Origin of the sequence: Steroidobacter sp., from assembly GCF_036406195.1 — a bacterium.
Lineage (GTDB): Bacteria > Pseudomonadota > Gammaproteobacteria > Steroidobacterales > Steroidobacteraceae > Steroidobacter.
This window is the reverse complement of sequence record NZ_DASWVW010000016.1, coordinates 257,815-270,684: the sequence shown is the minus strand read 5'-3', so window position 1 is coordinate 270,684 and position 12,870 is coordinate 257,815. Positions and strand designations below refer to the sequence as shown.

The following is a 12,870-nucleotide window of genomic DNA, read 5'->3' as shown; positions in this document are numbered from 1 at the left end:
CTCTCTGACCATTCATTAGTCACCATTCATTATTCACTTCCTGCGGACCGCCATGCACATTGAAGAACTGTTCGCATCTCACGCGGCCACGGCATTGAAGCTGCGGCAGTCGAGCGCCGCCGAGCGGCGTCTCAAACTCACCAAGCTGCTCGACGTGACGCTGGCGCGCAAGGACGCCATCCTGGACGCGATGAGCCGTGACTTGAGCAAGCATCCGACCGAAACCAATCTGACCGAGGTCATGCCCGTCGTCGCCGAGGCCAAGCATGCCATCGCGCACCTGAAGCGCTGGATGAAGCCGCAACGGATCCGCGCGACGATGACTTCGCTCGGCACGAAATCCCGCGTGCTCTATCAGCCCAAGGGCCGATGCCTGCTGATCAGCCCCTGGAACTATCCATTCAGTCTGGCGCTGGGCCCGCTGGTCTCGGCCGTGGCCGCGGGCAATACGGCGATCTTGAAGCCCTCCGAGTTCACGCCTCACACCAACAGTGTCATCAAAGATATCGTCGGCGCAGTGTTCCCCGTTGACGAAGTCGCAGTCGTGGAAGGCGCCGCGGATACCGCCACCGCCTTGCTCTCTTTGCCCTTCGATCACATCTTCTTCACCGGCTCGCCGGCCGTGGGCAAGGTCGTCATGGCCGCGGCGGCTCGCAATCTCGCCTCGGTGACGCTGGAGCTTGGCGGCAAATCCCCGGTGATCGTGGACGCCACCGCCAATCTCCAGCACGCGGCGGACCACATCATCTGGGGCAAGATGGTGAACGCTGGCCAGACCTGCATCGCGCCGGACTATGTGTACGTGCATCGCGACGTGGCCGACCGTTTCGTCGATTTATGCCGCCGCGCCATCACCAAGAGCTACGGCGAGAACGAAGCCGCGATCAGGAACAGCACCGACTTTCCACGCATGATTCACCGCCGGCACGCGGAGCGCCTTGCCCGACTCATCGATGACGCTGTGCAGTCTGGCGGCAAGGTCGCCTTCGGCGGCACCTCCGATGTCGAGGCGCGCTACGTCGCACCGACACTTCTGCGGGATGTGCCCGCCAGCGCCCAGATTCGCAGCGAAGAAATCTTCGGACCGGTGCTGCCCATCCTGACGTTCGATTCGCTCGAACCGGTCATCGCGGAAATCAATGCCGCACCGAAGCCGTTGGCGCTTTACGTCTGGACCAAGAACGAGCGCACCATCCGGGCCCTGGAAACGAACACGAGCTCCGGCAGCATGTGCGTCAACCTGTGCCTGCAGCAGTTTACGCAACACAACCTGCCGTTCGGCGGCGTGAACACGTCCGGCATCGGCAATGCCCACGGCATCTTCGGCTTCAAGGCGTTCTCGCACGAGCGGGCGATGATGTCCGCCGGTCCGCTGTCGGCGCTGGAAATGCTGTTCCCGCCCTATGACGCTCGCAAGCGCCGCCTGAGCGAGATGTTGATCAAGTACATGACGTGAGGCGCCAAGACGACGCTGGCCTCCGAACTGGCAAGCGTCGACGGCCTAGCGACCGAACCTTCTGCGCGGCCTGGTTTTCTTGGGCCCTGATTCCGCGGACCCGGAGTCCGTAAGCTGCGATGACATCGACTCGCCCGCCACGGCGACGGGCGTGGATGTCGTCGGCGATGAGCCTGGCCGGGCTGCCCACTCTTTCAATTCTTCGACCAGCGACTTTGGCGGTCCCGTCTCTTCGGCGGGCGCCGCACTTGCTTGCTCCGGCTCGACGGGCTCGACGATCGGCTCGATGCCGAGCTCCGCCAATCGATCGAACACACGACGCAGCGCCGCCTCCGGATCTCGATAGAACGCGCTGCCGCGGATGCGCACGAACTCCCAGCCCAGACGCTCGAGAACCGCTTGACGTTCGATGTCCTCGCCGAGGCTCTCGGGTGTGCGATAACGGTCGCCATCGCATTCCACCGCCAGGCGCTTGCCGCCGCTCTCGATCACCATGTCGATGCGGAAGTGGCCAATGCTCATCTGTTGTTTCACGCGAAAGCCAGCGGCGGTCAGGCGCTTCGCCACTTCCCGCTCGAGTGGCGATTCAGGCTCCAGGCGCTCGCGCCCGGCACCGATCGGCGCAAGGTTTGGCTGCTGCACGTGCTGCAGCAGTTGGAAGCGCAAGTCATCCGTCTTCAAGTCGTGATCCGCATCGAACGAATACACCACCCATAGCTGATCACGCGCGCGACTGGCGGCAACGTTGTAGCGCTTTTTGACCAGTTCGTATGCGCCTTCTCGCACCGTGCGCAGTGCCGCTTCCTCGGGCGCGCTGTCCACCAGCGACAACAGAATGATGTCGCGCTCGTCGCCCTGAAATTCGGCCGAGATGCCGGCGAGAATGCGCCGCTTCTCCAGTTCCACGCTGTCGATGCGCTTGTGAAGCAGCGACTGGATCAGCAACGCCTGCTCCTCCTTGACCATCGAGATCACGCCGATGGTCTTGCCTTCATAGGCGGGATGGCGCGTCATGGCCTTGATCAGCGACACGATCGCCTCGGCCTCTCGCGGGTTCACGTCGCCTTGGCGCACACCTTCCACTGGATACGCAACGCACGCCGGCTTGATGTGCGTCGAGCTCGCCGCGCGCAGCGGGAGAATCTTGCCGTCATAGGACAAGCGATTGCTGAACGCGATGATCTCCGGCACCGAACGGAAATGCTCGATCAAGCGCACGGCATCGCCAAACGCCTGCCGCCCGATGTCGTAGATGGAGGACATGGCATCGAACAAATGCGCGTTCGGGAAATCGTGCAGCATCGACTTGCGCAGATTCTCCAGGGCTGTTTGCTCCTTGCCTACGCCCAGCGGCGTCACCTGCTCGTGGTCGCCGACGATGACCACTTGCCGCGCCATGTACAGCGGTATGAGCGCGTTGAGATCGGCCTGGCTGGCCTCGTCGACGATCACCAGATCGAAGCGCGTCGCGCGCGGATCGAACGTCTCGGCCACCATGGAAATCGGCATGATCCACACCGGCACGGCTTCGACCGAATGTTTCATGAGCTTGCGGGCTTCGGTGAGCAGCGTCTGGCGGCGCTCGGGATGGCGCGTCGACATCAACCGCTTGGCCGTATCCAGCCAGCCCACCAGCGCCTGCCGGATCGCATTGTTTCCTTGCAGGCGCGCCAGCTGCTGACCCCATGCGGTCGCGTCGATCAGCTCCTGAGTCACGGGCCGCAGGCGTTCGCGAGTGCGATCCGCTTCATATTGCAACGTCTGTGCATCCAGCCGGTCCAGCTGCACGAGCGCGTCGTGCAGTTGCCGGTAGATCCACGCCAGCTCCAGATCGCCCGGCGGATGGCCCTTGTCGTGCGGCGCCTTGCGATCCTGCAGGCGATCCGCCCAACGAGGCGCAACCTCACGGAGCCGATTCAACAACTCGTCGCGTTCGATTGTCAGCGGCTTGACCGCAAGCAAGCGCTGTGCGTACTCGCGCGCCGCTCGGTATGAAACGGCATCGCGAGCTTCGACTGCGAACAGCAGCCGGGCAATGCAGCCCGCACCGACAGTGCTCGGATCGATGGCGCCGACGCGAGCAGCAAGCTGCTCGAACCACTCATCGATCTCGCGCCGCTTGCGCCGGTCCGCTTCAGTGGCGAGCGATGGCGGCAGCACCTCTGCGGCCAATCGCTCGACGGTTTGATACTCCGCCAGCGGGCTCGGCTCACGCGGAATCTGCGCGACCAACTCGTCCAATCGAAGACCCTCCCCGCGCAGGTGCTCCGCCAGCGTTCCCCACGTGTGCTCGTGCCAATCGAGACAATGGCGAATCTCGTCCGTGAGCGCACGGCAGGCCAACTCCGGCTCCGGCCCCATGGAGCGAAACAACGAATTGATATGTCCGCCAATGAGCGCGTTCCAGGCGTCTTCGATCTCCAGCCGCCGCACTTCCAGGTCGGCCACCATCGCCAGCACATGGAAGTGATCGAGCCGCGACGGCTCCCCTGTCGAAACCGACGCCGCCTTCACGAACTGTCGCCAGTCCGAACGCGTCGCCATCTGCAGGAAGCCCAAGCCGCGGCCTGCTTCCAGGTGCTGCACGATCTCCTGCGCGATGCGCCGCTGGGTTTCGGCCGGCATCGACTTTGCCAACTGCGGCCGATGGTGACGCAACAGCGCGCATTGAGCGTTCGCTTCCGCCGCCTCTTCGATGCCTTGAATCAATTGCTCCCAGACTTCGCGCTGCGTGCCGCCGCTGATGCCCGCGACGATGGCGTAGGGCCGCCACGCTTGACGACGCCGCAATTCCGAGAACTCTTCCGCCAAGGTGGCCGCCAGCGTGTGGATCGCGGCACTGCTGCCGGTTCTCGTCCATCGATGCGTGCCTGCGGACAAATCTGCTGTTGCGAGCCGCTGATGTTCCGATGCCTGCGCTTCGAACTCGCGCTCGGCGGGCAGTTCGTCGAGATTGGGTAGCGGTCGGCGCGCGTCTTGTTCCTCATCCGCCGTGAATGTGGCTCCCAATGCATACAGCCGGCCCAGCTCGTGGGAATTCAGCGGCAACGGCACGCCCAAGTTGACCGGCCCGGGAATCCACGCGTGCTGTGTACCGTGTGCCTTGACGAACTTGGCCGCATCGGCTGGCGAGAAGCGCCGCTCGTCGACCGTGATCTCGCGATACTCGTTCTCCAGCGCTTCGCGCAGATCACGTTGCAGCACGCGCAGCTCAGTGAGCAGCTCTCTGCGTCGCTGTCCGAGCCGCGTGGCACGCGACACCAGCGACGCGCTGGTCTCGGTGGTCAATCTTTCGGTGATGGAACCGATGGATGTTTCCAACTGCCGCCGCGCATCCTGATCGCTACCGAGCACGGCGACGCATAACGGACGCAGCACTTCCGGCACCTTGTCACGCAGGACGCGCAGCGCCTTCGCCGTCTGCGCCGTGACCAGGATGGACTTTCCCTGCGCCAGCTGGTGGCCGATCAGGTTCGCGATCGTATGCGTCTTGCCGGTGCCCGGAGGTCCTTGCACCAGCACCGAGCCGCTGTGACTCAGGCGCTTGATGATCTGGATCTGCTCCCGGTTGGCTTCCTTGCCGAGCAGCACGTCATCGTCGTCGATGGGCGCGGCCGGTGACGCTGAGGTGGCGGTCTCCTCCGGCAATACCTTCGGCGGCGTCTCCTCCACCGACGTACCCGTAATCTGCACCATCGCCGGTGCGAACGCCTTGCGCTGATCGATATCGTCGATGATGGCGTCGACCGCATTGGCGATGCCGCCGACGCGTTTGCGCAATATCAGCATCGGATCACGCCACATGCGCGGCGCGTCGGAAGGCTCGTCGGCGACGCGCTCCTTGAGCAGGCGGCCGCTGGTAGGCGACAGCGTCTGCACCAGCGTCTTCAGATAATTCTCCGTGTCGTCACCGCCCCACGGGTGCAGGCCAGAGTTTTCCAGCTCCGCCGTCCGATTGCGCAGTGACGCCGCCGCGGTGTTCTGCAAGTCCACGAACAACCCGCTGTACAGCTCGGTCGGCCGGTCCGTCTCGTGAATGCTGAACTCCGCGGCGCTGGCGTCGAAACGCAACTCCACGCGCTTGAGCAATACCGGATGATCGATGGGCACGCTCCCCTCGATCGACGACACCGTGCGCCAGTTGAGCCGGCCATCGGCGGCCACCAGCTCGAGCAGCTCGCCATCGCGCTCGATGGCCGAATGAATCTCGTAGAACAGCTCGAAAAATCCCAGCGCCTTGCGCGCCGCCAGCTCCGTGACCGCCCATTCCTCGCGCTGAGCAACCCAAGCCTCGAAGTCCGCCAGGCGCTGCTCGTCATCGTCGAAACGAATATTGAGCGGCGGGCTGTCGGCCGCCGCCACGTTGCGAGTGGCGGAGAAATACGCCGCCTTGGTGGGATCGTCCCAATCGGGTAGTAGCCAGTTGGCGACGTTGAACGGCGGTGGCGGACACGGCGTCGACACCGGCCGCGCGATTCGCAGCAGGCAATCGTCCTCGACCTGCCCGCCGTCATCTACTCCCGGCCGCCGGATTCTCACACACGGATGGTCCGGCGCATCGGCCAGGCGAATCGCCCGGGGATGCTGGCTGACATGCCGGACCGGAGGAAACCGCAGCTGATTGGCTTCCTTCAGAAACAGGTAGAGCTGCCGAAGTTTGTGCCGGATGTGCTCGATCATTCGAGCGTATTCGCCGGCGCAGCTGAACCGGATTTGGGTCCAATGGTGCTGAGTTAGCGCCCTTCAGTGGTTGGCGGTTGGCGGTTGGGGCGGAACGGAGGCCAGGAGTTAGCTCATTTCTGGCTAACCGCTAACCGCGATCCGCTATCCGCGAACCGCTGCGAACAAAGACGATTAACCAAGCACCATTGGATTTAGCTCAACGTTCATTCAGCCCGGCCCTGACTTTGGCCATGACTGTGGCCACGACGCGATCGCATCTGGCGCCGCCGAACTCGAAGGCATCGCGCTCGGCCAGGTCCAGCTCTCGAGCCAGGGACTCGCGCAGCAGGCTCTTGGCCCGGAAATGCCGGCTGCGCACCGTGGCTTCTGGAATCTCCAGAATCCGGGCTGTTTCTTCGACGCTCAGTTCCTCGACCGAGCGCAGCACGAAGGCGATGCGAAAGTCCTGCGGCAACTCGTCGAGCTTGGCTTCGACCAGAGCGCGGAACTGCGCGCGATCGGTGACCTGCTCGGGCAGAGTGCTCTCGCCATCCGCCACGGCGTCCAATTCTGTGGGTGCATTCACGATGGGGACCACATTCTGACGACGATTGTAACGACGCAGCCGCCCAAGGCACTCATTGAGCACGAGGCGCGACAACCAGGTGGACAGGGAAGCGTCACCGCGAAACTGATGCAGCGACTGGTACGCGAGTAGATAAGCCTCCTGCACGGCATCTTCGGCGTCAGTCGCGTTACGAAGCGTTGCGCGTGCGATTCGATACAAGCGGCGATTGTGACGTCGCATCAGCAATTCGAACGCAGGTTGATCTCCCGCAACGATGCGGTCGACCAGCGTGGCGTCTTCCTCGCGCGATGTGCCAGGTTCGGCGGCAAGAGTAAGAGTGTTCATCGAACGATCAACCTGCCCTTCATCGTCGGATGGAACGAGCACAGGTAGGCATGCTCTCCCGGCCGGCTTGCCACATGGCTCCACGACGCCCCGGCTTGGATACTGCCGGAATCGAACTCCTGCGCGGTTGCCGTGTGTGGAAACAAATCCTTGTTGATCCACACGACGCGGCTGCCGCGCTTCACGATCAGCTCCGCCGGCTCGAACTGCATGTTCTGGATCGTCACCACTTGTGTGGTCGAATCCGTCCCATCGGCGCCGTTCTCGGCCGAGCGCGCACTGCCGCCGATGACAGCAAGAGCGAGTATCGCAGCAGCCGTCTGCGCGGGGCAATGCATGCGCCCGCGAGTCATGCTCCACTTAGCCACCGTCTTTGCCCAACCCACCGTCTTTGCCCAACGATGAGCGCAACTGCCTGGCATGTTCCAGATGCGCAACAAAAGCGGGCCGCACCTTGACCAACAGGGCCCTGAGCTCGGCATTCTTCGCACCGGGAATCAGCGTTTGATCGACAGCGTCGATCACGGCCTGATGATAGGCAATTTCGTGCTCGATATAGGCGCGATCGAACTCGGCGCCGCTGAGCTTGCCCAGCGCGGCCAGATTGTCGTCGCCGCCCTTCTTCAAGCTGGCGCTCGTGGCATTGGGCTCCGGCGTCACGCCCAGCCTGGTCACCAGCTCGGTGGCCGCTTTGTTCACGCCGGTGTGGTCGGTCACCATGGTCTGCGCGAATTCCTTCACCTGCGGCGACGTTGATTTGGCCACGGCAAATTTGCCGGCATCGATATCGACCTGATTCGCGGTGACGACGATCGCGGCGATCTGGGCGTCGCTGGGCAGATCCGCGGCTCCGGCGGCCGCGAATGCGAGCACTCCTGCGAGCACGGACAATGACATTTTCATCGGGCATCTCCTCTCGGGGGTCGAACGACGCTCGCAACGTGCGAGCAGCAGGCGCAGCCATCGCGCGCGACAATGGATGTCGCGACCCCGCCCGGCGTTCCCGACCAGCCGGATGTCGCAGTGACAAGCAAGGGATTCTCCCGGAGAAGTTGCGTGGAGGTCCGGAGCGCGCCAATCGCGGTGTGACTTTATAAATACAGCCATCGGTTCGGTGTGGTCCGGGCCGCTTTTAAGCTCACAGGTGTGACATGAAACTGGCTGCTGCAATTCTCGCCGTTCTCGGCTCCGCAAGTGTTTTACCGGCCGCCCAGGCGCAAGACGCTGGCGATTGGCTCTGGCGCGTGGGCATACACAACGTGCGCCCCAAGTCGGACAACCACGGTATCGTCAATGTCCGCACCGGGTCGTCGCTGACGTTCAACGGCACGTATTTCGTCGCGCCCAATTGGGGTGTCGAGTTGCTGGCGGCGCTGCCGTTCGAGCACGATGTGAAGTTGAACGGCGGTGGCAAAGTTGCCAAGACCAAACACCTGCCGCCGACGCTGAGCCTGCAGTATCACTTCAATCCCAACGGCGCGTGGCGTCCCTACGCGGGCCTGGGCTTGAACTACACGCTGTTCTTCGACGAGAAAACCCGCGGCGTGCTCGCCGGCAGCAAGCTCGAGCTCGATCCTTCATGGGGTCTGGCCGCGCAGCTCGGGGTCGACGTGCAACTGGGCGGCAACTGGTTCGTGAACGCCGACGCCCGCTGGATGGATATCGACACCGACGCGAAGTTGGACGGCGCGAACATCGGCACGATCGAAATCGACCCCTATGCGTTCGGGCTGTCCGTCGGCCGGCGATTCTAGCGGCGGCAGGCCGGGGAGAATGAATGCCCTACCCCCTGCATTCATTCTCCATTGGAGATGATGTCCTATATAGGATTTTACTCTCCAGGAGCTGACGGGCGCCGCAGGCCGGCGCCCGTCCATTTTCGCAACACTTCGTCAGGGCGACATCGAACACTGCGGTTGCAGAGCTGCTTACAGCTTCTGCAGCTGCAGTGTCGCTCGATAGCTTTCCTGCGGGATCTTGGCCGGGGCAACCGGCTCGGGCTGCACTCGCACGACAGTGATCAGGTAGTCGCCGGCGATGACATGCTCGCCTTCGAGCACTTCGTGGCGTATCGGCGCTTGCCGCGGATTGCGAATCGACAATAGAACCGCCGCATCGCCTGCCCACATGCAGGTGGTGTCGCGCGGACAGCGTGAATCCTTGGTGACACCGAGGAACTGGACGACGATGCCCGCGGACCTGAAGGAAGCGGACTCTCCCGGTGCCAGCATCACCTCCGCACCGAGATCGACTGGCTGCGCCGCCTGTGACACAGCTGTGCCGCAACTCGTCAGCGTCGCCACGAAGAAACAGCTGAGCGCGACCGCGCGAATCATTCTGATATTCCTCCCGGGAACGAGTGGGCCCCGCCAAGGCGGGGCCCGTGCCTGCCTACTCTTTCTGCACGAACGCTCGCATTACTGGCGCGTGATTCTCACATCGTCGACCGCCGCCTCGACCAGGCTGGCCGTGCTGGTGTCGGCCGCTTCGACCAACAGGCGAATCGATTGTCCCGCGAACTGGCTGATGCTGCCAGAGGCCGTGCGCCACACCGCATTCACATTGGTCGGCTGCCCGGAACGCTGGAACAACAACGTTACGGTGTTGTTGACGATGATACTCACGCGCATGCCATCCTGATTGGTGGCGTTATTGCCGTGCGCGAGGTAATAGTTGAACGACAGTGTGAGATTCGCTCCGGCCGGCAGATTGATGACGGGCGAAACGATGGAGGTGATGCCGCCGTCCACGTCGTTGTCTCCCGCCGCGGCACCCGCCGCGAGTCCGGTGAACAAACCGTTGCGTCCGCTGGTGGCCGTGCCGAGTTGCTTGGGACCGTTCGAGTTGGTGGCCTGCGGAACGCCGCGCGCCCATGCACCCGCTGTTGCCGTGTCCCGACCAAAGGCATTGGTCTGCCATCCTCGATTGCTCTCGAAATCATCCTGGAATACGACCGTGGTGCCACCACCACCGCCGCCACCTCCACCGCCGCCCTGACATGCGGCCGGAACGTTGAAGCCGTTCTGCGGGGCCGTGCTGTTGGCGCCGCCGCTGACGGCATTGGTGCCCAGTCCGAACGCTGCGAACGCCTGCCAGATCAGACAGACGTCCTCACCGCCGCGAATGTCGGTCGCCGCTTGAATGATGCCGTCGCGAACCTGCGTGAAGGTTGGATTGCAGGCGGTGTTCTTCAAACCTTCGTTCACATACAACATCGCGCGCTGATTACCGGCGCTGCCGTTGGCGTTGTACAGATTGGGATCGAAGCCCCACTCGTTGACCAGCGCCCAGTACACCTCCCACGCGGCTTGCGCCCACACCGAGCCGACACCGTGCGGAATGGCCATGCCGTTGATGCTTGCATACGTCCAGGTGTTCACTCCGGGATCGGTGCTATAGCGCTGTGTACGAATGCCCAGCCCGGTCAGTGGTTGATTGAGCACGTACGTTCCCAGGCCGCGCGGATCGGTGCCGCGATCGCCCTGTCGCGCCGTGTACACGAGCGTCCACCAATCCGAGAGTCCTTCGCCAGGTTGCTGCCTGTTGGTCAGGCAGCTGGCATTCGACGGACCGCCAATCAGGCGGTTCGATATGCCGTGGCCATATTCGTGGACCACGATGCCCGCATCCAAATCGCCGTCGCGATCCGGGTTCGGGCCGGTGAACAGATACATCTGCATGCGTGGCGACTGGCCATCGGGAGGCGTGAAGAAGTTGGCGTTGTCGGTGCCGCTGCCATCCTGCGCCTCGGCCAGCACCGGATCGTTGCCCCGGCCGCCGCGGCCGTAGTTGTTGATCTGAAAATTGCCAGCCGCTTCGTCGAAGCCATACTGGTACTGGATGTCATGAATCATATTGTTCAAGTAGAACAGATTCGTGACTGCGGCAGGCCGATAGGTGCTCGGCGCCTGTTGCAGATTGAGCGGGAAGTTGAACACGAGCGAGCTGCCGCCGTTCGGCATCGAGTTGGCATCGGGCGAGTTGTTGGCATCCACGTCCGTGTACGCGCGCACATTGTTGCCTTGAGTGAGCGTGCTCTCCGCGCCGGCAGCACCGTTGATGTCGTGCCAGCCGAAGGGAGAAGCGATTGCGTTTGCCGGGTTGGTCACCAGCACGCGGCCGTCGGCGGGTGGCAGCGGACTGATATGAGCCGGGCTGGCGGCGGGCAATGGATAAACGCGGTACTGATCGCCCGATGCCCAATCGAAGCGGGTCCACACCTGGCCATTCTCGGCATCCACGTTCATGTCCCAGGCGTTGCGCTTGTCCATGGTTTGAATCTGGAAATTCCACACCAGGCGCGCTTCGCCGCGCGCAATGGGCAGGATCATCAACTTGCCGTTGATCGGCGCGAGCGAGATGCCGTCGGCAGACACGGTGGTGGTCTGCTGGACGCCGCCCAGCGCCTGCAATTCCCTGGGCCGCGTCTTCAACTTCATGCCCGAGAAGGTCGCGGCGGCATTCACTGCTTCCGATGCTCTCATGAGCGGCTTCATCGAGTTCACGGCGCTGGCCAGGTCCGGCATGAACGCGTTGTTGACACTGATGATGCGGCCGTCACGATTCACGTTCACCTGCAACTGGCCGTTGTAGACCGGAATGCCGCGATAGCGCTGGCGCAGATAAATTCGAGTCGCCCCCGTCACGCGGGACTTCACTACGTCCGTGACCTCATAGCCTTCCAGGTCGGCGGGCGTCAGTCCCAGCGCCGCGACGTTGCTGCGAACGAAGTTCATGGCGATCGACATCGCCTCGCCGCGCGCAGCGTCGGTCAGGAATCCCGTCTGATTCGCGATGCTGCGCACCGCACCGGTGGTTTCATCCATTTCCACCGTCAGTTCCTGGACGTTTGCTTGCAGCGACGCGATCGCTGGCGGTTGAACAGCCGCCCGCGACTGGGACTGCTGCAAGCGCAACGCCTGGTTGCGCTCGATGCGCGCGTCGTAGTGACGTTCGCCTTCGTTGGTGCCCTGAGCGGAGGCCAGCGCGCCGGACAGCACGAGTCCGATGGCAAGCGACAAAGAACGCGCCCTGCGCGCTGAGACGGCTATTTTCATCTTGAAAGTCCTTTTCGGTGAGCGGGAAGGATGGGACGGATGCGCTCGCGGCGCTGTGCTGATATTCGTAGGCCCGCGCGCCTCAGATGCACGCGAACAGTGCGGTGGAAGTGCTGCCGCAGCCAGTCGATACGCGCTGGCGAATGCTCCGCCCAAAAGGTCCTTCCTTGATCGCAGCCATGCGGGCACAATTCAGCTTCCCGCTTACTTTCCGAGCAACAAGAAGATGAGAACCGGCAGAAAAATGAGCGCGATTCGAACGGTGTTCGTGGCAAGCATGGGATTGCTCGCCTGCGCGGTGGCGCGGGCAGACAGCGCGTGCTTGTTGACGCCGGCGCAACTGCAGAGCCTGACAGGGCGCTCGTTCAGCGAGGGCGAGATCGGCAAGGACCCGGGCGACGGCTCACCGCTCTGCCACTATGCTCAAACCGACAACCCACGCCGCAAGCTCACGATCGGAATGACTTCGGCCCAAGCGGAGCGTCGGTTCGAGAGCCGGCTGCGGATGCTGCAGATGGGCCGCAAATCCATCGAGATCGACGGCGTGGGCGACCGCGCTTATTACAATGGAACGTCGGCGGGTGTTCTGTCCGGAAACAAGCTGATCACATTCAGCAATCTGCGGCGTGCCTCGGACCCGGAGATCGCCGCGGAGAAAGTGGTCGCCATGCTGCAGGTGGCGTTGCAAAAGGCGGAGAGTCTCTGATCAGAGACTCCCCCGCGGGATTGCGATCAGTTATTTTGCGAGCTCGGCTCGGCGGCGCGCCGCTGCCTCCGTCGCG

9 protein-coding genes are annotated in these 12,870 nt (G+C 63.2%); 3 read left to right on the top strand and 6 right to left on the bottom strand.

Going from position 1 to position 12,870, the window contains the following annotated elements:
• Positions 1-52 precede the first annotated feature (52 nt).
• On the top strand, positions 53-1,456 hold the full coding sequence (locus tag VGE08_RS06615; protein ID WP_331067062.1) for an aldehyde dehydrogenase family protein: 1,404 nt from the start codon (positions 53-55) through the stop codon (positions 1,454-1,456).
• Positions 1,457-1,501: 45 nt separating this feature from the next.
• On the opposite strand, the gene VGE08_RS06610 is transcribed toward VGE08_RS06615, so the two are convergent.
• From VGE08_RS06610 to VGE08_RS06595, 4 genes are all read right to left on the bottom strand, one after another.
• Positions 1,502-6,136 (bottom strand): AAA domain-containing protein, encoded by a 4,635-nt coding sequence (locus tag VGE08_RS06610; RefSeq protein WP_331067061.1) that lies wholly within the window; start codon positions 6,134-6,136, stop codon positions 1,502-1,504.
• Between the two features lie 199 nt (positions 6,137-6,335).
• Positions 6,336-7,031: an RNA polymerase sigma factor gene (locus tag VGE08_RS06605; RefSeq protein WP_331067060.1), complete on the bottom strand. Its 696-nt coding sequence runs from the start codon at positions 7,029-7,031 to the stop codon at positions 6,336-6,338.
• Positions 7,028-7,384 carry a cupredoxin family copper-binding protein gene (locus tag VGE08_RS06600; RefSeq protein WP_331067059.1) on the bottom strand — a complete coding sequence of 119 codons (357 nt, stop codon included), beginning with the start codon at positions 7,382-7,384 and terminating at the stop codon, positions 7,028-7,030. The genes VGE08_RS06605 and VGE08_RS06600 overlap by 4 nt, the downstream gene beginning before the upstream one ends.
• 7 nt (positions 7,385-7,391) lie before the next feature.
• Entirely contained in the window at positions 7,392-7,928 is a 537-nt protein-coding gene (locus tag VGE08_RS06595) for a DUF4142 domain-containing protein (RefSeq protein WP_349258649.1), read from the bottom strand.
• 254 nt (positions 7,929-8,182) lie between these two features.
• Between VGE08_RS06595 and VGE08_RS06590 the strand changes: the two genes are divergently transcribed.
• Positions 8,183-8,785, top strand: coding sequence for an OmpW/AlkL family protein (locus VGE08_RS06590; RefSeq protein WP_331067057.1), 603 nt, complete (start codon positions 8,183-8,185; stop codon positions 8,783-8,785).
• A 174-nt stretch (positions 8,786-8,959) separates the two neighbouring features.
• Here the strand turns inward: VGE08_RS06590 and VGE08_RS06585 are convergent, their stop codons facing one another.
• Together VGE08_RS06585 and VGE08_RS06580 are read right to left on the bottom strand one after the other, a co-directional pair.
• The gene (locus VGE08_RS06585) at positions 8,960-9,367 is read right to left on the bottom strand and encodes a hypothetical protein (RefSeq protein ID WP_331067056.1); all 408 of its coding nucleotides are present in this window, start codon (positions 9,365-9,367) and stop codon (positions 8,960-8,962) included.
• Between the two features lie 81 nt (positions 9,368-9,448).
• Entirely contained in the window at positions 9,449-12,088 is a 2,640-nt protein-coding gene (locus VGE08_RS06580; protein ID WP_331067055.1) for a M36 family metallopeptidase, read from the bottom strand.
• 244 nt (positions 12,089-12,332) lie between these two features.
• Between VGE08_RS06580 and VGE08_RS06575 the strand changes: the two genes are divergently transcribed.
• On the top strand, positions 12,333-12,794 hold the full coding sequence (locus VGE08_RS06575) for a hypothetical protein (protein ID WP_331067054.1): 462 nt from the start codon (positions 12,333-12,335) through the stop codon (positions 12,792-12,794).
• Positions 12,795-12,870 lie beyond the last annotated feature (76 nt).